Annotated in this window: 21 protein-coding genes; 6 read left to right on the top strand and 15 right to left on the bottom strand. The window is 54.1% G+C overall.

Annotated features, from left to right (window positions below; translation table 11 throughout):
• Position 1 precedes the first annotated feature (1 nt).
• The 4 genes from coaD to IBT47_RS18765 all read right to left on the bottom strand — a co-directional run bounded on the left by coaD (position 2) and on the right by IBT47_RS18765 (position 3683).
• Positions 2-478, bottom strand: coding sequence for a pantetheine-phosphate adenylyltransferase (gene coaD, locus IBT47_RS18780; protein ID WP_105594437.1), 477 nt, complete (start codon positions 476-478; stop codon positions 2-4).
• The gene (locus IBT47_RS18775) at positions 475-1251 is read right to left on the bottom strand and encodes a glycosyltransferase family 2 protein (RefSeq protein ID WP_200562121.1); all 777 of its coding nucleotides are present in this window, start codon (positions 1249-1251) and stop codon (positions 475-477) included. Before IBT47_RS18775 ends, coaD begins: the two co-directional genes overlap by 4 nt.
• Positions 1252-2526, bottom strand: coding sequence for a lipid IV(A) 3-deoxy-D-manno-octulosonic acid transferase (gene waaA / locus IBT47_RS18770; protein WP_105594439.1), 1275 nt, complete (start codon positions 2524-2526; stop codon positions 1252-1254).
• Positions 2527-2684: 158 nt separating this feature from the next.
• On the bottom strand, positions 2685-3683 hold the full coding sequence (locus IBT47_RS18765) for a glycosyltransferase (protein WP_200562119.1): 999 nt from the start codon (positions 3681-3683) through the stop codon (positions 2685-2687).
• Positions 3684-3974: 291 nt separating this feature from the next.
• Here IBT47_RS18765 and IBT47_RS18760 point away from each other — a divergent pair, with 291 nt between their 5' ends.
• The gene (locus IBT47_RS18760; RefSeq protein WP_200562117.1) at positions 3975-4991 is read left to right on the top strand and encodes a glycosyltransferase family 9 protein; all 1017 of its coding nucleotides are present in this window, start codon (positions 3975-3977) and stop codon (positions 4989-4991) included.
• Here IBT47_RS18760 and IBT47_RS18755 read toward each other — a convergent pair.
• Genes IBT47_RS18755 through rfaQ form a run of 3 tightly spaced genes read right to left on the bottom strand, consistent with a single transcriptional unit; the run spans position 4980 to position 8287 of the window.
• Positions 4980-6089: a glycosyltransferase gene (locus IBT47_RS18755; RefSeq protein WP_200562115.1), complete on the bottom strand. Its 1110-nt coding sequence runs from the start codon at positions 6087-6089 to the stop codon at positions 4980-4982. The two genes, IBT47_RS18760 and IBT47_RS18755, sit on opposite strands and share 12 nt — an antisense overlap.
• 3 nt (positions 6090-6092) lie before the next feature.
• Positions 6093-7220, bottom strand: a complete 1128-nt coding sequence (locus tag IBT47_RS18750; protein ID WP_200562113.1) for a glycosyltransferase family 4 protein — start codon at positions 7218-7220, stop codon at positions 6093-6095.
• Positions 7217-8287, bottom strand: a complete 1071-nt coding sequence (rfaQ, locus tag IBT47_RS18745; protein WP_200562111.1) for a putative lipopolysaccharide heptosyltransferase III — start codon at positions 8285-8287, stop codon at positions 7217-7219. The genes IBT47_RS18750 and rfaQ overlap by 4 nt, the downstream gene beginning before the upstream one ends.
• Before the next feature lie 161 nt (positions 8288-8448).
• Here rfaQ and IBT47_RS18740 point away from each other — a divergent pair, with 161 nt between their 5' ends.
• Both IBT47_RS18740 and IBT47_RS18735 read left to right on the top strand, forming a co-directional pair.
• Entirely contained in the window at positions 8449-9405 is a 957-nt protein-coding gene (locus IBT47_RS18740; RefSeq protein WP_200562109.1) for a polysaccharide deacetylase family protein, read from the top strand.
• Between the two features lies 1 nt (position 9406).
• Positions 9407-10504 (top strand): glycosyltransferase family 9 protein, encoded by a 1098-nt coding sequence (locus IBT47_RS18735; RefSeq protein ID WP_200562107.1) that lies wholly within the window; start codon positions 9407-9409, stop codon positions 10502-10504.
• 4 nt (positions 10505-10508) lie between these two features.
• On the opposite strand, the gene IBT47_RS18730 is transcribed toward IBT47_RS18735, so the two are convergent.
• From IBT47_RS18730 to rfaD, 6 genes are read right to left on the bottom strand one after another with little or no spacing between them, the layout of a single operon-like run.
• Complete coding sequence (locus IBT47_RS18730) at positions 10509-11492, bottom strand: glycosyltransferase (protein ID WP_200562105.1); 984 nt, start codon at positions 11490-11492, stop codon at positions 10509-10511.
• The gene (locus IBT47_RS18725; RefSeq protein ID WP_370569917.1) at positions 11485-12720 is read right to left on the bottom strand and encodes an O-antigen ligase family protein; all 1236 of its coding nucleotides are present in this window, start codon (positions 12718-12720) and stop codon (positions 11485-11487) included. The genes IBT47_RS18730 and IBT47_RS18725 overlap by 8 nt, the downstream gene beginning before the upstream one ends.
• Positions 12721-12742: 22 nt before the next feature.
• Positions 12743-13912: a glycosyltransferase family 4 protein gene (locus IBT47_RS18720; protein ID WP_200562101.1), complete on the bottom strand. Its 1170-nt coding sequence runs from the start codon at positions 13910-13912 to the stop codon at positions 12743-12745.
• On the bottom strand, positions 13909-14874 hold the full coding sequence (gene rfaC / locus IBT47_RS18715) for a lipopolysaccharide heptosyltransferase RfaC (protein WP_200562099.1): 966 nt from the start codon (positions 14872-14874) through the stop codon (positions 13909-13911). Before rfaC ends, IBT47_RS18720 begins: the two co-directional genes overlap by 4 nt.
• Positions 14875-15921, bottom strand: a complete 1047-nt coding sequence (gene rfaF / locus IBT47_RS18710) for an ADP-heptose--LPS heptosyltransferase RfaF (protein ID WP_200562097.1) — start codon at positions 15919-15921, stop codon at positions 14875-14877. It abuts the gene before it with no gap.
• A gap of 16 nt (positions 15922-15937) precedes the next feature.
• The gene (gene rfaD / locus IBT47_RS18705) at positions 15938-16870 is read right to left on the bottom strand and encodes an ADP-glyceromanno-heptose 6-epimerase (protein ID WP_105594452.1); all 933 of its coding nucleotides are present in this window, start codon (positions 16868-16870) and stop codon (positions 15938-15940) included.
• A 227-nt stretch (positions 16871-17097) separates the two neighbouring features.
• On the opposite strand from rfaD, the gene IBT47_RS18700 reads away from it, so the two are divergent.
• Together IBT47_RS18700 and tdh are read left to right on the top strand one after the other, a co-directional pair.
• Positions 17098-18297 carry a glycine C-acetyltransferase gene (locus IBT47_RS18700; RefSeq protein WP_200562095.1) on the top strand — a complete coding sequence of 400 codons (1200 nt, stop codon included), beginning with the start codon at positions 17098-17100 and terminating at the stop codon, positions 18295-18297.
• 9 nt (positions 18298-18306) lie between these two features.
• Complete coding sequence (tdh, locus tag IBT47_RS18695) at positions 18307-19338, top strand: L-threonine 3-dehydrogenase (RefSeq protein WP_200562093.1); 1032 nt, start codon at positions 18307-18309, stop codon at positions 19336-19338.
• Between the two features lie 35 nt (positions 19339-19373).
• Here tdh and IBT47_RS18690 read toward each other — a convergent pair whose 3' ends face one another.
• Entirely contained in the window at positions 19374-20306 is a 933-nt protein-coding gene (locus tag IBT47_RS18690; protein ID WP_200562091.1) for a divergent polysaccharide deacetylase family protein, read from the bottom strand.
• A 2-nt stretch (positions 20307-20308) separates the two neighbouring features.
• Positions 20309-21616 (bottom strand): murein hydrolase activator EnvC, encoded by a 1308-nt coding sequence (gene envC / locus IBT47_RS18685; RefSeq protein WP_200562089.1) that lies wholly within the window; start codon positions 21614-21616, stop codon positions 20309-20311.
• Positions 21617-21968: 352 nt separating this feature from the next.
• On the opposite strand from envC, the gene IBT47_RS18680 reads away from it, so the two are divergent.
• Entirely contained in the window at positions 21969-22400 is a 432-nt protein-coding gene (locus IBT47_RS18680) for a rhodanese-like domain-containing protein (RefSeq protein WP_200562087.1), read from the top strand.
• Positions 22401-22402: the final 2 nt, after the last annotated feature.

The raw sequence follows: 22402 nt of genomic DNA, 5'->3' as shown, positions 1-22402 counted from the left end.
TTCAGAGCTTCGCCTGCAGGGCCAGATACACCGGTGCCGGCAGGAAGGCTTTTACCTCACCGCCGTGGCGTGCGACTTCCTTCATCAAAGATGATGAGATAAACGAGTACTCTTCCGAAGGCATCAGGAAGACACTTTCCAGCGTTGGCAGCAGATGGCGGTTCATATGCGCCAGCTGCAGCTCATATTCGAAGTCAGATACCGCCCGCAGTCCTCGTACCAGCACGTTGGCCTGCTGCGCTTTGGCGAAGTTTGCCATTAAATCGCTGAAGCCGATCACTTCCACATTACCCAGATGCGCCGTTACTTCTGTGGCCAGCGCCACGCGCTCTTCCAGCGTGAACATGGGTTTTTTACTGGGGCTGGCCGCTACCGCCAGAATGATATGGTCAAACATCAGTGCGGCGCGCGTCACGATATCCAGATGACCGTTGGTCATTGGGTCGAAGGTGCCGGGGTAGATGGCTTTGGTGCTCATAGTCTGCCGTTCCTGGATGCGTGATTGAGAGCCCACAGGGCCGTATATTTATTGAACGTGTACTGTGCATTAACCACGGCCAGTAGCCATCCCTGCTTGCCGTCCAGAAAACCGGCGCGCAACACCAGTGTTTTCAGGAAAGCACCTGCGGTGTGGCCGAAAATTGCCGTAATACCGCAGCGTTTACCCTGCTGGTGGCGCTGTTTTGCCCAGGCTTCTGCATAGGCGAACTGTTTCCACTGAAAATCGGAAAAATCACGGCAGGTCAGATGCAGGAGGTCTCCTTGAAGAGGCCGGACTTTTGCCTGTTCGGTTTCCAGTGATTCATGAACCTGATTATCGTTGTAGCGATAGCCGCGCGGATAAAGCCGCGTGACACGATCGGGATACCAGCCGCTATGACGCATAAAGCGACCAAGGAACAGATTACGCCGGGCAATACTGTACACCGTCTCTGAGGCGGGTTGTTCAAGCACCAGCTCAATGCTGCGGCGCAGTTCTGGCGTCACGCGTTCGTCAGTATCGATCATCAAGATCATTGCATGGCTGGCATAGCTCTGCGCCAGCTGGCGCTGTTTGCCATAGCCGTGCCATTCAGTGGAGTGGAAGACGCGCGCCCCGTGACGTTCAGCGATTTCTGCTGTGCCGTCGCGGCTGCCGGAGTCGAGCAGAATAATTTCATCCGCCCAACTGACCGAAGTCAGACATTCCGGCAGGAGTTCCGCCGCATCTTTCGCAATCAGGACAACCGACAGCTGCTGGCGAGTGTTCATTTAGTGATTCCGCTGTGGCAGGTGAGGCTCCAGGAGATGGAGCAGACGCTGGAGTGCGCCCTGATTCTGATGCAGAACATCAACCGCATGACGACCGTAATAGAGACGATAGTCCTCGTCGGTCAGCAGCGTACCAATCTCTTTATCCAGTGAATCGGCATCGGTCACGGTGATCAGACCGTCAGCCTGCTGCAGGCGGGAGCAAATATCTTTAAAGTTAAAGGTATGTGGCCCCATCAGAACCGGAATGGCATGAGCCGCAGGCTCCAGCGGATTATGACCGCCGCGCTCAACCAGGCTGCCGCCCACAAACGCCAGATCGGCAATTCCGTACAGCAGCATCAGTTCTCCCATGGTATCGCCGATGACTACCTGCGTGCTGCCGGAGGGGATTTCTCCGCTGCTGCGCAGCGTATAGCTCATTCCTGCCTTCTGCGTCAGGTTACGCGCGGTGTCAAAGCGCTCCGGGTGGCGCGGTACCAGAATCAGCAACAGCGTCGGGAAACGGGCAAGCAGTTTGCGGTGCGCCTCCAGAATAATGCTTTCTTCACCTTCATGGGTGCTGGTGGCTATCCATACCGGGCGGTGCGGTGCCCACTGGCGTCGCAGCGTCACGGCGCGAGCAGCCAGCTCAGGGGTCACGGAAATATCAAACTTCAGGCTGCCGGTCACCGCCAGATGCGAACGTTTCAGCCCAAGGCCGATAAAGCGCTCACCGTCTTCCTGGTTTTGCGCGGCGATCAGGGTAATTTTTTGCAGCAGCTGCTTCATAAACTTGGCGATCTTCTGATAGCCCTTTGCCGAACGTTCGGACAGACGGGCGTTGGCGATCACCAGTGGAATTTTACGCGCGTGCAGCAGCGAGATCATGTTCGGCCAGAGCTCGGTTTCCATAATGATAACCAGTCGGGGATTGACGGTATCAAGGAAGCGGTTCATTGCGCCGGGTAAATCATAGGGCAGATAGACATGATGAACGTCTTTACCAAACGCTGAGCTGGCGCGTTCGGAACCCGTTGGCGTCATAGTCGTTACGACGATCGGCAGATCGGGATAGCGATGGCGTAGCGCACGAACAAGCGGTATGGCGGCCAGGGTTTCACCGACAGAAACCGAATGCAGCAAGATCCCATCAGGTTTTACTTTACCTTTGCAGAAACCATAGCGTTCAGCCCATCGCAGACGATAGGCAGGCGCTTTCCGCCCGCGTAGCCAGAGACGGAGCCAGATGAAGGGCTGAATGAGATACAGTAAAACGGTATAAATGGTAATCATCACATTGTTTTTTCAGGTGAAAAGAGACTTATGCCCAGAGATTGCCAAAAAAAGGAATAATAGGGCATGTTATCAGATAAGTGATGCTGTCTCACAGTACTTCATTATCGGGCTACTGTACCTGATGATGGCGGCGGTAAATACCGCAGTGTGTCTTATTAACTCACTCGGTGGGAGTGATAGAGATAAAACAGGCGCATCTGCCATACCAGCAGTTTATACCACTGAGTAATACCGCGTGCGTTCCGCATCATACGCTGAGGTGTTCGGGTTCGCATAAGGTCGTGGATCATTGTGCGGCGGGCCTCGGCATCCGTTTCGCGGCGAATAGCATGACAGACGCTGAGCGCCTCGCGGGTAATTTGTGCATGAAAGGAACGATAGACGGGTATCCGATGCTGATAGCGGCGATTCATATCGTCCAGCAAAGCGCAGATGCGGAGATAATGGCGCTGGTATCGGACATTTTGCCGACCCTGGCGGCGGCGGTGGCTAATCGATTCGGTATGAATTCTGTAACGGTAGAGTGGGGCATCGCTATAGCGCACTCTTCGCGCGTTAAACATGAATTCGGTCGTCCACGGTATGTCCTGATGATGAAGGCCGGGGATAAAGCGCAGCCTGCATTCATGAATCAGCGAAAGACGATAAACCCCCAGCCAGACAACATGCAGATAGCGGCGGGTTTTCAGCGCCTGGTTGAGCCAGTCTGCACCGGACATGATGGACGTTGACTGTAATCGGTCAAAAGGAATCAGCGGGCTGCTGTGATCATTGTGAGCATTAATACGCAGAGCATTACACTGCGCGGCGTCAAGGTCATCCGCTAATACCATTTCCATCAGGGTCTGATACATCTGCGGTTCCAGAATATCGTCCGCATCGGGAAAGGTAACATACTGCCCACGGGCCTCCCGCAGACCGGCATTCCTGGCCCGGGATACGCCGCTGTTTGCCTGATGGATCACGCAAATATGTGCCACACGGCCGGCATATTCATCGGCCGATTCCCCGGAGCCGTCGGTTGAGCCATCATCAACAATGATTATTTCCAGCTGTTGGAAAGTTTGTGCCAGCAGCGATTCCATAAAGGGCTTAAAAAAACGACCGGCGTTGTACAGTGGAACGATCACCGTGAGCAGTGGGGGGAGTTGCATAGAAGAGTCCATTCTCTAAGTATTTTCTTATTACTATAATTTTCATGGTGTTAGTCGTTATTATGGCAAGGCAGGAATTCTTTTTTTGACGATACATGTGTAATTTAATATTACGTGTTGTCTGAGCTGTTAGCGGGCGAACGATCGGATACCGCAAGTGTGTTTCAACAGACGCACTTTTTTATGCTCTCGACGGATTGAGATGTTTTGGAAACTGGTTGAAGAGGGGCTGGGATCTACTCTTTGGCATCGGTGAAAAGATCGGGCGAGAACCGTCGCCTGAAAAGTACAATGAAAAACATTTTGATTATCCGCCGTGACAATATTGGCGATCTGGTGTGTACCACGCCGCTGATTGAAGGGGTCAAATCTGCCTGGCCCGATGCCAATGTCTATTTACTGATCAACACCGTCAGCCAGGACGTGGTCAAAAATAATCCGCACATTGAAAACACCTTTATTTACCGTAAAGCCAAGCACCGTAAGAAAAATGAGAGCAAGTTTGGCGTGTATCTCGATCGTCTGAAAATTTTCATGCGGCTGCGCCGCATCCGCTTTGATGCAGCGATCCTGGCGAACCCGAATCCCTGCGTATACAGCCTTCGGTTGGCGAAAATGGCGGGTGTAAAGCATATCATCGGTGCCGATACCGGCGAGCGGGCGATAAGCGTTCCTTTCCGAGCTGCAGATTTTATTGGTGAGCACCAGGTGGAGCGTACCTTTAGCTATCTCTCGGCTATCAGCGACAAAAAGCTGGCCATCCCCCCGGTGCGGATCTGGCTGAGCGAGCAGGAACGCCAGCAGGCCGCCCATCGTTTTGCCGGGCGAAGCTATAGCGACGGTCCGGTTCTGGCGGTGCATATCAGTAGCCGCAGCCCTAAACGCCGCTGGCCGCTGGAGCGCTACGTTGAGATCATCCAGCGCCACCTGGCGACCGGTAACGGTAGTGCGGTCATCTTCTGGTCCCCGCAGGGCACGCTGGCGCCTGATGATGTTGGCGATGAACATCGTGCTGAGCAGGTTCTGGCTGCCTGCGACAGTGAGCGGGTTTCTCTTTATCCCACTGCTTCGGTACGCGAGCTGGTGGCGGCTTTTGAACACTGCGAGCGCCTGCTGTGCAGCGACGGAGGCCAGATGCATCTGGCCTCGGCAATGAATAAAAAGCAGGTGGTACTGTTTGGTGACACGGACAGCAAGGTCTGGCATCCGTGGTCAGGCGAATACCGGATTATGCAGACGCCATCCGGTGAGTGCGCTGATGTCAGCGTCGATGAGGTCTGGCAACAGCTGCAAAGCTTAGCGGATTGATTTCTCCTGAAGCGCCAGATACTGCCGGCAAACGGGTTCTAAATCATATTCAGCGAGCTTTTGGCTATCGATGAACGGTGGCGACTGCCAGGTCGCCGCTATCTTCGCGGCCAGTGAATCGGCAGTTAACTCTGCCAGCGCATCCTTCATGCCCATACGTTCGAGAATTTCCGCCGGGCCACCCGGGCAGCGCGTGCTGACCACCGGGGTGCCGCACAGCAGGGCTTCCACCAGCACATTACCAAAACCTTCACTGTCTGAACTCAGTACCAGCATTCGGGCATGCTTAATCAGCGGGTAAGGATTAGCCTGGAAACCGGCAAAAACCACCCGGTCATCAATACCCAAACGAATGGCCAGATCCTTCGTCTTCGCGAGCTGGTCTTCGCTGCCGGTTCCTGCCAGCACCAGTTTGGCCGGAATACCCGATGCCGCAAAGGCTTCCAGCAGGCGGTCATGGCGCTTGTGCGGATGAAAACGCCCGACGTGAACGATATAAGGCACGCCCGCGACGGATAAAGGTTCTGCTGCCTGCTGCAGAATACTTTCAATATCAAAAGGATTATTGATAACCGCCAGCCGCGATGGCGAGATCGCCAGCTGTTGGGTCAAATCCTCTCCCACCGCGCGGGAGACCGCGACGATATTTTTGCCCTGATAAACACGGGCGATCTTACGCAGTTTCAGCCAGCGGCTGAACCCGCTGCGATGACCCAGGTAAGAGGTAGAGAGAATACCGTGAATGCAGTACCACAGCTTCTGCGGCGGAATGGCTTTACAGCGCGATACAATCCGGTCGGTTTTATGCAGATTGGAGAAGATTAAATCATAGCTGCCGAGATGCGATTCGCTGACTGCAATGGCATCATCCAGCGCGGCGGCGCGGCGCGACAGCTCGGTCAGCTTGCGCCAGGGAGCTTTGCTCGGGCGTTCTACGATCTGATAATCAATCCCGTCCGGGATAGCGTAATTGCACACGTTACGCAGCGAGAACAGGCTGACATCGTGGCCCATCTTCTGCATCCCTTCGCACAGCGTCAGTACCACTTTTTCTGCACCGCCGCCCGGCAGGCCGTCAATAATCATCAAAATACGCATTGGTTAGTCCAGAATCTGTTGATAAAGCGATACAAGCTGCTGTGACAGCCGCTGTGGCGTGGAAGCCATCACTTGTTCACGGGCCGCCAGCGCCATGCTGCTGTCGGTCGCACAAGCGGGAAGGGCCATCACCGCATCGCGCAGCGCAGTGATATCCAGCGCATCGCATACATAGCCATTGTGTCCCTGCTGAATGAACTCCGCGCCGCCGCAGGTGGTCGAGGTGATCACCGGCAGACCGCAGGCCATTGCCTCGAGGATAACGTTAGGGAACGGATCGTACAGCGTGGGCAGCAACAGCCCATCGGCGGCCTGATACCACGGCAGCGTATCCGATTGCATCCCAACGAAGCGGATACGATCGGCACAGCCCAGCGTAGTCGCCAGTGCTCTGTACTGTTTCTCTGCTTTATCTTTGCCGACGACCAGCAGGTAGCGATCGGTACTGGCTACTGCGCGTATTGCCGCCGCCAGCCCTTTACGCTCGAAGCCGGAGCCAACATAAATCAGCACGCTGGCATCCAGCGGCAGCGCGATTTTCTGTCGGATAGCCGCCCGTGTCGCCATTTCCGCCGGTACGAACTGGGCAGTGTTAATCGCGTTGTAGATGACGTGGATTTTGTCACCGGCAACGCCAAACCGCTGGATGATTTCCTGCTTTACCATCTCCGCATTGCAGATGACGGCTTTCAGCTCCGGAGCTTCATACATTGCTTTTTCGGCCGCCATCACGTAGCGGTGATAACGGTTCGCCAGCAGTAGTTTATGTCGCCAGCCCGGCATCAGCCGGCCGCGCAGCTCAAGCCAGCGCTGATGAACACCGTCGCCGGCGCGGTAGATATCGCATCCGGCAATGCGCTCGTGGCTCTGAACGATATCGAAGTTTTCACGCTGCCACAGCGCCCGGGCGGCGTCGGCAAACCCTCGCTCGCGGCTGATGCGGCCCCATTTTGTCGGATTACAGATATGCAGGTGCCAGTTGGGCTGGCGCTGACCCTGCCATTCACGGGTAATCACGTTGAGGTCCAGCGACTGCTGGTCCAGCGCTTCCAGCGCGCGGGCGATAAAACGCTCTGCGCCGCCATCGGGGCGGTATTTCTGCCGTACGATCGCCAGTCTGATGGGTTTCATGCTAAAAGCCTCCGTGCTGCTGCCAGGACATCGTCAACGGGAATGGCATCCAGATAGCGCTCGCTGGTGCGGGTATCAACGCTGTCCGGGTCCGGCAGGGGAGCGTAGTCTCCAGCCCAGATGATTTCGCCTTTAACCTGCCACGGGCGCCAGAAGACCAGCTTTGAGGGGCCAAACAGCGCGACGGTTGGCGTTTGAAGTGCCGCAGCCATGTGCATCGGAACCGAATCTACGCCGATAAACAGCTGCGCACCGTCAATCAGCGCGGCAAGCTGGGTCAGCGTCAGCTTCCCGGCCAGAGAGAGAACGCCTTTCCGCGAACTCAGTCGATCGATAATTCCTTCAACCATCGCTTTTTCTTTGCCGTCAGGACCGGAGGTCAGTACGACTTTTCGGCCATCATCCAGCAGCCCCTGAAGCGTGGCAGCAAATTTCTCCTCGCTCCAGCATTTGAAGAACCAGCGGGAGGTCGGTTGAACCACGATATAATCTTCCGGACCGGCAAGCTCGCGAACGATCTGACGATCTGCGTCGGAGTAGTGCATGGCGACGTTATCCCGCCGCTGTGGAAGCCTCAAAGGGGCCAGCAGCGACAGATTCTGCTCAACGGTATGCAGCGAATTATGGTCAGCAGTGGAAACTAACTGCGTATGGCACTGACGCCACAGCCTCCCCTGACGCTTCGGGAAATCAAACCCCAGACGCACACGTGCGCCGGTAAAGCGGGTAATAATCGCACTGCGCCACTGATCGGCCAGATTCAGCACCATATCGTAATGCTGCTTTCTCAGCGTGCTCATCAGCCGCCATTCCTGGCTAATCTGGAAACGCACACCCTGTTTTTTCCAGCTGCGATCGATGGCATAAATCTGGTGGATATCAGGATGGCAGCTGAGCATGGTTCGGGTTTCCTCGAAAAGCAGCACGTCTATCTGAGCATCAGGAAAGGCGGCTTTTAATGAGTGAATGACCGGCGTAGTCAGCAGCATATCGCCATGGTGGCGAAATTTGATCACCAGGATACGTGATACCGGGTGAGGGATGTGGGACAGATCCAGAGATTCCATGCTTTATCGCTGTTCAATAAACCAGTCGTTGATTCTAAAGCAGTCACCAGGGCGTGGCTAGCCTCGCCTCCCGCTAACGCCGGGATGAGCGGAATTACCTTTGCGCTTTGCTGGCCCGCTACGTAACATAGCCGCAGGTAATTGTGCTGACAGGAAATAATATGGGTAAGCCCGCGTTTATCATCACCATCGATACCGAAGGCGATAATCTTTGGCAGAATCACAATCGGATCACTACCGAAAACACCCGGTTTTTGCCCCGTTTCCAGCAGCTTTGTGAGAAGTACGCTTTTAAACCGACATGGCTGACGAATTATGAAATGGCGGTCGATCCGGCCTACGTTGAATTTGCCCGCGACGTGATTGCCCGCGATACCGGGGAAATCGGCATGCACCTGCACGCGTGGAATAACCCCCCCATACAGGACCTCACCGGCGACGACTGGCGGCACAAACCCTATCTGATTGAATACCCTGAAGCGCTCATCCGCGAGAAAGTCGGCTACATCACCCGGCTGCTGGAAGACACTCTGCAGACTAAAATGCGCAGCCACCGCGCCGGACGCTGGGCGTTTAACGAATTTTATGCCCGTTTGCTGATTGAGCTGGGCTATCAGGTGGATTGCTCGGTCACGCCGCGAGTGAACTGGCAGTTTTCGCCGGGCGCACCTCAGGGCAACGGCGGCACCAATTACCAGCATTTCCCCGATCGTGCTTATTTTATCGATCCGCAGGATATTTCCCGGGCGGGTGATTCCCCGCTGCTGGAAGTGCCGATGAGTATTCAGTACAAGCATTCAGCGTTGATGAACGGCGTTAAGCAGGGCTGGGATCGGCTGCGCGGCAAGCGTCGCAGCCCGTCTGTCCACTGGCTGCGGCCGATGCGCGGTAATCTTCAACAGATGATCGGCGTGGCGGAAAAGACGCTGGCCGCTGGCAGCGACTACGTGGAGTTTATGCTGCATTCGTCGGAGTTTATGCCCGGCGGCAGCCCGACGTTCAAAACCGCCGCGGATATCGACGCGTTGTATGACGATTTGGAGCAGCTGTTCAGCTGGTTGCAGTCGCGTACGACGGGGTTAACTTTATCAGAATATTACCAGAGTAAAGTGGGTTGAGATGTCGAAGAAATGGAAGATTAAGCTCGCGAACTTTTTCCTTGACCGCTATACCGCCAGATACGGCCGTCTGCAGGATAAATCCACTTTCGACTGTGGGATTCATTTCGACAATATCGTTATCTATTCGACAACGGCACTCGGCGATTTTATGTTCAATACGCCCGCTATTCGTGCCGTACGCGAGCGTTATCCCGATGCGCATATTACGCTGGTCGTGCATGAGAAGAACCGGGAACTGGTGGAGGGCGGGCGAGACTTTAACCGCGTCGTTTACTGGAACAGTAAAATCAAAACGCTGGGCCCGCTGCTGAAATCCTTACGTGAGCATCAGCCCGATCTGGCTCTGATTATGCATTCGCATCTGCCCTATGATGTGATCAGCGCCGTGATGGCCGGGGCCAAATATATTATTCGCGATAACTACAGCTCCGGAATTAGCGGGCTGGAGAAATGGCTGACCAACTATGTGTTCCATTACTACGGACATTTTGTTCGTCGTAAGCTTGAGCTGGTTTCGATTCTGGGATGCCGCAGTGACGATCCCACGATGGAGATCCCCGCCCCTTTTGAGCGAGCGGAAAAAAATCCTGACCAGATAACCATTGGTTTTCAACTGGGCGCATCAACGGAGTCACGCTGTTGGCCCGTTTCTCATTACGTTAGTCTGGCTGAAATGCTGGTGGCTGCCTGGCCGAAAGTGAAAATTGTGCTAATTGGCGGCGGTACCGACAGGGAAAGAGCACAGCGCTTTCTGCAAAGCGTCAGCGCAACGACCGCAGAGCATGTTGATGACCGCATTGGGAAAACCGGGTTACAGCAAATGATTACGCTGCTGGATGGTTTCGATTTGCTGGTGACCGGTGATACGGGGCCACTGCACGTAGCGATCGCTCTGAAGGTAAAAACCATCAGCCTGTTTGTTACCGCCGACCCGCGCTCTACCGGCCCTATTCAGGATTTAGAGCTGCACCGCGTTATTCATCTTTCCCGCACTGGCTATACGATGCCGCTGGAAGCAGAAAGTCCGATGGGAGTGATCCAACCACAGCGGGTTTATGATGAGGTTGTGGAACACCTGCGGCTGAATGAGAAGTAATCTTTCACTTCGTCATTTTCCAGCGGAGTTGTGACAGCCAGGTATCGATGTAGGCGTATCGCATCTGCCGGACCTTTTTCTTCGGTACGGCAGTGCCATCACACAGCGTGGCGGCTTGCGTTAATACTTCCCGGACTTTCTCGGGGTAAAAGTAGTAGCCGTAAAGTTTCTTCGACATGGCTTTTACTTCGTTAAAGCAGTTGAGCACCATCAGGGCAGCGAGCTGTTTAATTGCCTTATCATGTTGATGCTGCGCTGCAAAACTCAGCATTTTCTGCATCGCAAACAGCATGTCTTCAATGTCTTTTTCTTTAACGTTGCGGGTGATGCCCTGGCTGTTATCGCGATAAAAATAGAGTGGGTGATCGATATGGCCAATTTTTTGCGTCTTGAAGTAGACGAATGGCGTAAAGATCACATCCTCATAGCGTCGGCCTGCTTCGAATGATTCACCAACGAGTAGAGAACGATGGAACACTCTGTTCCACAGATGCCACATGGACCGACTGAAAAGCGGCATCAGGCAGCTCATTCCCTGCGTAAAATCACTGGTGGAAAATGCTGATTCTGCGGGGCGGTTGTCTTCCTGCGTTGCATTGGCAAATATATGATATTTAAAATCTATTAACTCATACTTCCCGGATAACAGCAGTGGGCGAAGCGTGATCAGATAGTGACGACTGAGCAAATCATCCCCATCAAGGAAAGTCACATACTGTCCGCTGGCATGCCGAAGCCCAACATTGCGTGCGTGCGCGATGCCCCCGTTTTGCTGAGAAATAAAGACAACGTGCGGATGGGCGTAGCGATCCAGGACACTCTGTGCTGCAATGACTGAACCATCTGTTGAGCCGTCATTAACTAGTACGATCTCAATATCATCATCAACTTGTCGCAATAATGACTCCAGGCCGTCGCCCAAAAATTCTTCATTATTGTAGAACGGAATAATAACGCTGAGCAGACGACTATTTTCAATGTCACTCATCTGCCTGCTCCCGAGTTTTCTTTAGCGACAGCACACTGAAGATAATTGCCAGTGAAAAGGTGATGGTTGCCTCCGAGCTAAAGAACAGAACGTCGCTCAGGCCATAGAGGATCAGTGCAGCACTGACACCCAGCAGCATGGCATTTCGTTCAGGTCTGAAGGACTGAATCAACAGGGCCAGGTAGATGGCGAGCAGTATGGCAACGCCCCATATACCTTTTAGCGAGTAGGTTTCGAGCACTTCATTATGCATATGCACGTCGAGATAGCGTTTGGCATTATATAATTTTGGTTCTTCGGCAATAATTTTCAGCGCTTCTTTCGCTCGACTTTCAGCAGACTGCCCAAAAGGCGCATCATTGCCGGTTCTGATTGCGATAATTTGCATCCACACTCGGGAGAAAATAGAGTTATCCGCTTTTGCCGTATTTAGCATGACGAAATTTCTCTGTGCATCCTCAATACGTTTAGCAATTTTATCCTTAAAGATAAAACCACAGACGGTAAGCAGCAGCGGAAGAAGCAATATAATCACGATCTTATGCCGATGAGATATCACATTTTTTGTCGCAAGCACTGACAAACCAATTAGCACAGGGTAAAGCAGCATAGCGGCACGTGTGCCCGTGAACACGATAGCGGCATAGCTGAGCATGAAAGCCAATGCATAAAGTACCAGCCGATACCTGACTTTTAGCATCAGAAAAGATTGCATCATCAGTAAGCTAACGGCGGTAAGAATATAGGCTACTATCGTCGCGCGATCGAAGGCCAGTTCAATACGAATGTATCTCAACGCTATGCTCTGATAGAAAGCATAGAGGTTAATCACGACTCCAGCAGTGATGCAAAAATAGATAATTTTACGCTGCAAGACCAGGCGTTCATTGAGAGCAAGTAGTAGAACAAAAGCGGTGGCTATAAACAGTCTCGACATGTTCATATACGAACGATAGATATTGATATAGTCGCCGGGGGCTTTATAAACGACCAGCCAAAATATGGTGGAAAAGGATAATGTCAGAAATAATCCTGGCAGGATCAGATTTTTTTTATTAACGGTATAATATCTAAAATTGAATAAAACGCAGAAAAAGGCGAAGTAGCCGCTAAGATAAAACAAATCACGCCCGGCACTCGGAAGAAAAGGCAGTATTAAAAGACTAATGGCGCAGCACGAGTAGGAAAAATAACTCCACAGTGGCGACGGAGTTGGGTTATTAAAAATGCCTTTGGCTAAATCTCTCACATTATTTCTCATTTTTGTAATATTCAAGGGTGTTATTAAATTCATCCTGAAATACTGCAAAACTAAAGTTCTCTAATGGGAATTTCTGCGCATTTCTGCTGTAGGATTCGTAATTTTTTTCCGCTATCAATTTTTCGACAGCATCCGCGCAGTCAGTATGTGAAATTAATTTCGCAGAAACCAGCGCGTCCGCTAGAGGATCGTAGACCTGATGAGGGAAATCCACCTCAATACCGGTGAGAGTTTGGTGTTGTTCAATGCTGACGGAAGGAACGATACCGATGCCGCAGACGCCTTCTTTAACGGCCTCTGGCTGACCGTCTACCATTGGAAATATCACCGGAACGCCAAAATATAACGATTCCATACAGGATAATCCGAAAGGTTCGGTGATAGGTGTGCTGAGGTAAATATCAGTACGGTTAAAAAAATCCGCAACGTTATGCTGAAAACCACTGAAAGTGACCCGATCGCCAAGCTGTAATCTTTCTGCCAGTGCCTCAAACTCCGCGCGGTCCGGACCTTTTCCGGCAATCTCCAGCACCACGTCGTGTCCTCGTGCCAGCAGCTCTTTCAATGTCAGTAATCCAACGCTGATACCCTTCAGGGTGACCAGTCGCGAAGCCGTACCCAGACGTATTGGCGACCTCAGATGGCGAGGAGTGGTACTGATCCCGTCGGGAGTTTTGATGCGGTTAATCACCACCTTATGCGGGCAGGGTAAATTGAAACGCAGCTCCATCACCCGCTTAGAAGCATAAGAGGCTGAAATAACGCCATCAAGCATTGAGAGAAAACGCAGCGTCTTGGTGTTTTTGGCATAGCGCCACGAGCAGCCGTGATCGTAGTAAAGCAGCTTGCCGCGTTGCGGTTTAGCGGCCAGCCCTGGGATTAAATCCCAGACGATAATCACGTCAGCATTGGCACGGTTTACTTTCCACTGCAAAAGGTACTTTCGCAGAAACTGTGGGCAGCGTAGCGGGAGCTTATCGATAAGTCGCGTAGCGAAGGTCACTTTCTGCTGTGGCATCTGACGCGCAATTTCAGGGCCTATCTCGCGGCTCACACAGATGATTTCATTGCTGTCATCGCCCGCGTCATTAAGATACTGCAAAAAAAGGCGCTCTACGCCGCCCATTTTTCCCAGGTTAATGATGTGTAGTTTCTTCATGAAATGACCTTACTCAATGCCTCGTGCACTTGCTCTGCGCTCAACGAGTCCATGTTTTTATCCGGAGAAATCAGGGCAAACTGATTCTTGCCGTAGCCGCCAATCAGCCCCGGATCGGTTGGGCCATACAGCGTGATGTTCGGGCGGTCGAGCGCGGCGGTTAGGTGGCTCAAACCGGTATCGACGGATACCACCGCACGCGCGCCCGCCAGCGTGCGGGCGACCTGCTCCAGCGTCAGCTTCGGCAGCACATCTACGAAATCAAAGCCTTCAGCCAGGCGAATCGCACGCTGATGCTCGTGTTCCGCACCCCAGGGAAGCTTTATCCGCAATCCCGATGGCTGTATTAAACCAATAAGTTCACGCCAGTGGCTTTCCGACCAGTGCTTATTATCGCGGGTGGTGGCATGCAGAAACACCAGATAGCGGTTCGCATCTTCCGGCAGCTCGTGAATAAAATGTTGGGCGATAGCGTAGTCACCCGTGGTTTCCGGCAGCGCATAGCCGAGGCTTTTGGCGAACAGTTCTCGCGTGCGCTGTACGGCATGCTGCTGTTTGTCGATCGGATGACGGCGGTCATACCACCAGCTGGCAAACGGTTCACGCGCGCTGCGGCTATCGGCCCCATGCTTAACGCCTTTTGCCAGACGCGTGACCAGCGCCGCGCTTTTAATCAGCCCCTGCGCATCCAGCACCACATCATACTCTCGCGACTGTAGCTCGCGCTTAAACGCCACGCGCTCTTCGCGGTTCTGGCTGCCAAACCAGTGTTTGCGCCAGCGGCGAATCGCCACCGGCAGGACATTATCCACGGCGGGATGCCAGGAAGGGATCTGAGCAAAGCCCTCTTCAACGACCCAGTCAAAACGAATTCCGGGAATGGCCTGCATGGCGTCCGTTAATGCTGGTAGCGAGTGCAATACATCTCCCATTGAGGAGGTTTTAATAATCAGAACCCGCATTCAAACTCCTGGAGTAGGGCAAAGCGTTTCCAGCTCGGCGATAACGCGCGCTGGAGTAATATCAATCAAACTCTGGTGATAGCCTTCGGCAGCATCACCCTTACGCACTTTGTGGTAGCCGTCGATCAGACGTATCACCCGTGCCTTATCGGACAGCGGCGGCGTGAAATCAGGGCTGCTTGGACCGTAAAGCGCAACCAGCGGGCGGTCGAGCGCTGCGGCAATATGCATCAGTCCTGAGTCGTTGCTTACTACAGCGTGGCAGCAGGCCAGCAGGATCACCGCCTGTTCCAGCTGGGTTTCGCCAGCGAGATTGCGGCAGTGCTGTCGATTGTTTTCGCTCAACGCGGCAAGGATCTGATCGCCCGTCTCATGGTCTTTCGCTGAACCGAACAGCGCTATCTGGTATCCCTGGTCGATCAGATGCTGCGCCAGCGCTGCATAGTGATAGTGCGGCCAGCGTTTTGCCGGGCCAAACTCCGCGCCGGGACAGAAGCCGATCAGCGGTCGGTCAGCATCGAGATTAAATGCGGCGGCGGTGGTTTGCTTCTCGGATTCCTGTACTACCAGTTTCGGCCACAGCAGCGGCTGGGGCAGATCGCTGGCGCTGGCGATGCGAGATTTGTCGTATGCCAGCGCGACGTAGCGCTGCACCATCAGAGGAAACGCGGCTTTATCCAGCGTGCGGATATCGTTCAACAGGCCGTAGCGCATTTCACCGCGCCAGCCGGTACGGCGTGGGACGGCAGCAAAAAACGGCACCAGCGCGGATTTAAACGAGTTGGGCAGCACAAACGCGCGATCGTAGCCTTTATCGCGCAGCGCCTTGCCCAACCGACGGCGTTCACCGATCTCCAGTGCGCCGTGGCCCAGCGGCATCGCCAGCGCCTCGTTCACTTCCGGCATGCGCGACAGCAGGGGCCGGCACCAGGCTGGCGCCATCACATCGATCGTCGCCTCGGGATGTTCCGCCTTCAGCGTACGATACAGGCTCTGCGACATCATCATGTCGCCGACCCACGATGGGCCAATAACCAGAATTTTCATTGCCTGCCCCGCTCCGTTAACCGTTACGGTTCAGCCACGCCATGTATTCAGCCACGCCTTCGGCGACGGTTTTGAACGGCTTATCGTAGCCCGCAGCACGCAGTTTGGTCTGGTCGGCAAGGGTAAACGCCTGATAACGGCCTTTCAGTTTTTCCGGGAACGGAATGTATTCGATTTCACCTTTCTGGTGATAATTCAGCGCGGCGTCCGCCACTTCCTGGAAAGATTCGGCACGGCCGGTACCGCAGTTAAAGATGCCGGACACGCTGTTTTCCCAGAACCACAGGTTGACCGCAGCAACGTCTTCCACATAGATAAAGTCGCGCTTAAATCCGTCGCTGCCTTCAAACAGTTTTGGGTTCTCACCGTTCTTCAGCTGGGTATTGAGATGGAATGCCACGCTGGCCATGCTGCCTTTGTGTCCTTCGCGCGGTCCATAAACGTTGAAGTAGCGGAAACCGCAAACCTGAGACTGCGCTTCAGGCAGGATGCTGCGTACATAGTGGTCGAACAGCATTTTGGAGTAGCCGTACACGTTCAGCGGCTCTTCAAACTGGCGCTCTTCAATAAAGTCGGCGTTACGGCCACCGTAAGTCGCCGCGGAAGAGGCGTACAGGAACGGAATATCGTGCTCAAGGCAGTAATGCAGCAGCTCTTTAGAGTACTGATAGTTGTTATCCATCATGTACTTTCCGTCCCACTCGGTGGTGGATGAACAGGCACCTTCGTGGAACACGGCTTCAACATCGCCAAAATCTTCATCGGCCAGAATGGCAATCAGGAAGTCTTCTTTATCCATGTAGTCGGCGACGTCTAAATCCACCAGATTGGCGAATTTGGTTCCGTCTTTAAGATTGTCGACCACAAGAATGTCAGTATGGCCCTTATCATTCAGCGCCTTGATGATATTGCTTCCAATAAATCCAGCGCCGCCGGTGACGATAATCATGAGCATTAACCTTTACTGTGGGGTGGAACAGGAGGCTCCACGCGCTAATAGTCTTATCATAACATCTCAACGCGCCACACACAGCCAGACGAGTCTGTAACCTGGGGTGCTGAACAAATTATTCCGTGAGATATGCTGCAATATTTGCATCTTCCATCATGTCTGTCCGCTATTGTGCTGTACTTTCAGTGCACAGTTTCGCTGAAAAGAGCTGGAGGGGGATAAACATGAAGGATGTTTTTTATCAGCAGGTTAAACAGCAGTTGCTGAATGCGGATCGTGAGGGGCTGTTTAAGCACGAGCGGCAGATTGCAGGTGCGCAGCAGGCGGTAATTGAATTAGCTGACGGTAGCGAGCTACTGAATTTTTGCGCCAATAACTATCTCGGGCTGGCTAACCATCCGTCGCTGATTGCTGCAGCAAAATCCGGGCTGGATACGCACGGTTTTGGCATGGCCTCGGTGCGGTTTATCTGTGGGACGCAGGACCAGCATCGCCAGCTTGAACATCGACTGGCGGAATTTCTGGGCATGGAAGACAGCATCCTTTACTCCTCCTGCTTTGACGCCAACGGCGGGCTGTTTGAAACCCTGCTGGGTGCGGAGGATGCGGTAATCTCCGACGCGTTGAATCACGCCTCAATTATAGACGGCATCCGCCTGTGTAAAGCTCAGCGCTATCGCTATGCCAACAATGATATGGCCGAGCTGGAATCCTGCCTGCAACGGGCGCGGGAAGCGGGCGCACGTCATATTCTTATCGCTACCGACGGCGTGTTTTCGATGGATGGCGTGATTGCTAATCTGGCGGGGATCTGCGATCTCGCCGATCGCTACCAGGCGCTGGTGATGGTGGATGATTCTCACGCTGTAGGTTTTGTCGGTGAGGCGGGGCGCGGCAGCCATGAATACTGCGGCGTGATGGGCCGAGTGGACATCATTACCGGCACACTGGGCAAAGCGCTTGGTGGGGCGTCCGGCGGCTACATCGCTGCCAAAAAAGAGGTGGTGGAGTGGCTGCGTCAGCGATCGCGCCCTTATCTGTTCTCCAATTCCCTGGCCCCCTCAATTGTCGCGGCATCCTTACAGGTGCTTTCTATGCTGGCAGAAGGCGATGGGCTGCGGCAGCGGCTGTGGGATAACGTGAACTATTTCCGTTCTGCGATGCAGGCCGCAGGATTTACCCTGGCCGGTGCTGACCACGCCATTATTCCCGTGATGCTGGGCGATGCGCGGCTGGCCCAGACCTTTGCCAGCCTGTTACAGCAGGAGGGGATCTATGTCACCGGTTTCTTCTACCCGGTAGTGCCGGAAGGAAAAGCGCGTATCCGTACCCAGATTTCTGCCTCCCACACGCAGCCGCAGCTGGAACGTGCGGTTGATGCATTCACCCGCGTTGGCCGTCAGCTGGGCGTCATTGCCGGATAAGGAGGAGTGATGAAAGCGTTAGCCAAACTGCACGCCCGCCAGGGGATCTGGATGATCAACGACGCCGCAATACCCGAGCCGGGCCACAATGATGTGTTGATAAAAATCCGCAAAACGGCGATCTGCGGTACCGACGTTCATATCTATAACTGGGATGCCTGGTCACAGAAAACCATCCCGGTGCCGATGATTACGGGCCACGAATACGTCGGCGAGGTGGTGGCGGTGGGGCAGGAAGTGGTCGGTTTTCAGCCCGGCGACCGGGTCTCCGGCGAGGGGCATATCACCTGCGGCCACTGCCGTAACTGCCGGGGAGGGCGAACTCATCTGTGTCGCAATGCGATTGGCGTTGGCGTGAATCGTCAGGGCTGCTTTGCCGAATACCTGTCAATTCCGGCGGTTAACGCGTTTAAAATTCCCGATAATATTCCTGACGAGCTGGCGGCCATCTTCGATCCCTTCGGCAACGCGGTGCATACGGCGCTGTCATTCGATCTGGTCGGTGAGGATGTGTTGATAACCGGCGCGGGGCCGATTGGCATCATGGCGGCGGCCATCTGTCGCCACGTGGGGGCGCGGCATGTGGTTATCACCGACGTTAATGAATACCGGCTGAAGCTGGCACAGAAAATGGGCGTCACCCGGGCGGTTAACGTCAGCCGGGACGACCTGAGATCGGTGATGGGTGAGTTGGGAATGACGGAAGGCTTTGATATCGGACTGGAGATGTCTGGCGTACCCGCAGCATTTCGTTCCATGCTGAGCGTAATGAATCACGGCGGGCGCATTGCTATGCTGGGTATTCCTTCCGAGGAAATGGCCATCGACTGGAATCAGGTGATCTTCAAGGGGTTGTTTATCAAAGGCATTTATGGTCGGGAAATGTTTGAAACCTGGTACAAAATGGTGGCGTTGCTGCAGTCCGGACTGGATTTAACGCCGATTATTACTCATCGCTTTGATATTGATGATTTCCAGCAGGGGTTTGATGAAATGCGTTCCGGCCACTCGGGCAAGGTGATCCTTAACTGGCCGTCTTAACACGCTGCCGCCAGCTGGCGCTGGCGGCAAACGAATTAGCGAGAAAAATCAGGCTTTAATCCTGAAAACTGCTGCGACAGCGTTTTCAGCAGTGGGCTGCTGGCGACGCTTTCAGCGACAATCCCAAGAGCCAGCGTTGCCGGAACCGGCACGGTTTTCACCGGGCAGTTTTTGCCCACGCGGAACGGATTGCGCGGCTTGTTCGGTTGCGGCCGGGTCTCAGGCAGCGGCGTGTTGCTGCCATGCTGTGGTTCGTTGAGAAGCTGGCTTGGGCGCACCAGCGTGATATCGGCGGGCAGCGTTGGCAACATCTGCTGCAAAACGCGAACCGTCGTCGGATGCGGGTGACCAATGGCAATTGCCGAGCCGTCGCGTTGGGCAAGCCGGACCGCCCGGGTAAACTGCTGGCGGATATCCGCCTCATTTTGCGTATCGTCCAGGAACACGCGGCGCTTGATGACTTTAACGCTGGTGCCGGCGGCGGCGCGCGTTGACTGGCTGTTGCCGATGGTCATGCTGTCGAGAAAATAAAAATTATAGCGGTCAAGAACCTGCATCACTTTCTGCATGCCGGGCAGGCTGGAGGTCATTGCGCTACCCATATGGTTATTTAACCCAACGGCGTAGGGGACATCGGCGGCGGCTTCACGCACGATGCGCGCAATTTCATCCACGGACATGTCCGGGCGCAGAGTGTCTTTTTCCAGCGGCTGCTTGCTGAGGGGGGCCATCGGCAAATGGATCAGCACTTCGTGGCCGCGCTGATGGGCTTTGGTTGCCATCTCCCGGGCGTGTGGTGCATTAGGCAACACCGCCACGGAAATGGCCGCAGGCATCTGTAATACCTGATTTTCCTGCGCCGGACGGTAGCCAAAATCATCAATCACTATTGAAAGCTTTCCGGCGAACGCCGGGCTGACCAAAACAAGCGCTACCAGCAGGCCGCTGAGTTTTCGTAACTGAAACAAACTTATCTTCCTAACCACGGCAATGGATTGACGGCCTGTCCCTGGCGGCGGATTTCGAAATAGAGTGAAGGCGTGCCGCGGCCACCGCTGTTGCCAACCAGCGCAATGGGCTGTCCTGCCCGGACCTGAGTTCCCACGCTCACCAGCGCACTCTGATTATAGCCGTACAGGCTCATATCGCCTTTCCCGTGCTCCACGACCACTACCAGCCCGTAACCCTGCAGCCAGTCGGCCATCAGCACTCGACCGTCGGCGATGGCTTTAACTTCGGTTCCTTCCGGCGCGGCGATAACTAAGCCTTTCCAGCGTAGCTCGCCCTGCAGCTGTTCACCAAAACGGTGCTCGATGCTGCCGCGAACCGGCCACAGCGCCTGCCCTGCCGCCCGGCCAAGGCCGCCGGTACGGGAAACCAGCGCACGCTCGCTCTCGGTGGGTTTATAGGTGGTGCCTTTCCGCTTCGCCTGCGCTTCGCGTTCGCGCACTTTCTGCGCCTCACGGGCTTCGCGTTCGGCACGCGCTTTCGCCTCCCGCTCGGCCTTCGCTATTTTGTCGCGCAGGCGGCTTTCGTTCTGCCGCAGTTCCACCAGCTGCGCCTGGTCTTTCTCCAGCGATGATTCGAGCGTGGTCAGGGTTTGCTTACGCGCCTGGCGGGCACCCTCAAGCTTTTTCTGCTGCGTTTGCTGTTGCTCCAGCAGGGATTTTTGCTGCGCCTGCTTGCCTACCAGGCTGGTTTTTTGCGCTGAGAGGTCGCTGCGGGTTTGCTTCAGCTCATCGATGGATTTTTGCCGGGCATCGTTCAGATAGCCGAAATAGGCCAGCATGCGCTCGCTGCGCTGGCTCTCTTCGCCGCTGAGGATCAGCTGTAAACCACTATGCTGGCCCTGGCGGAAAGCGGCATCAAGCTGCTGCGCCAGCATCGATTCCTGCTGCTGCTGCTGTTTCTGAAGCTTATTGATGGAGGCGGTGAGAGAGCTGATATCTTTACTCAGTGAACCCAGACCCGACTGCGTTTCGCGCAGCTGGCGGCTGGCCTGAGCGATAACTTTTTCCTGAGCCTGTAACTGATCGAGAAGTTTGCTGCGCTGCTGTTTTTGCAGCTGAACGCTTTTCTCTTTTTCAGCGATATCCTGCTGGATACTCTGTAGCTGTGACTTATTGTCGTCGGCGGCGGAAGCAGAAAAAGACCATAGCAACGCGCCGGTGCAAAGAACACTGACGGTCAGGATGGACAAGCTTGCACGTAATGACGGCGTGGATGCCTGCTTGTTACGTGGGGTCCATGAATGTATCACTGTTGCTTTTTCCCTCATAGCTTCGGATTATTCCACGATGAACAGCGGCTTACCAGCCATCTCTACCGGGTTTTCAGTTACTGACAGTAACAGTAATCGCTCTCCAGCACGGGATTTTTGCTCGGTCGTTAATCCTTTCAGAATCACGATGAGCGACAGCCGTAATGGCTCGCTGCACAACAAATAACCGCTTAAGAACGATACACCGTTATCTCAGGATAGTATTTTTCACTTAAGGCAACTTTTTTTTGTAATCTGCCGCAGAAAACATAACTCTGAGCAGCTTATCGACTGTACATGGCAGCCTTGGCAGGTATACTCAGAAGCCTTATTTTTAGCTTATTAACCCTTCCGGGAGTTGTTACCCCTCATGCAAGATATTATGCAGTTTGCAGGCAATCACACAATTTTAAGTCTGGCGTGGGTTGTTTTGCTGGTTTTGGTGATCGTGACTACGGTTAAGGGTCTGTTCTCCAAAGTAAAAACGATTAGCCGTGGTGAAGCCACCCGTTTAATCAACAAAGAAGATGCCGTGGTTGTAGATGTGCGTGGGCGCGATGACTTCCGTAAAGGCCATATTTCAAATTCAGTTAACGTACTGGCTGCTGATATCAAAAAAGGCAGCTTCAGCGAACTGGAAAAACACAAAGCGCAGCCGCTGATTGTCGTTTGTGCGACCGGTACTTCAGCAGGTGAATCCGCGTCGCAGCTGTACGCTGCCGGATTTGCACAGGTGTATGTGCTGAAAGACGGTATTTCTGGCTGGAGCGGCGAGAACCTGCCGCTGGTCCGCGGTAAGTAAAC

Origin of the sequence: Erwinia sp. S43 (genome assembly GCF_016624745.1) — a bacterium.
GTDB lineage: Bacteria > Pseudomonadota > Gammaproteobacteria > Enterobacterales > Enterobacteriaceae > Erwinia > Erwinia coffeiphila.
The sequence above is the reverse complement of the archived record's forward strand: the minus strand, read 5'-3'. Positions and strand labels throughout refer to the sequence as shown.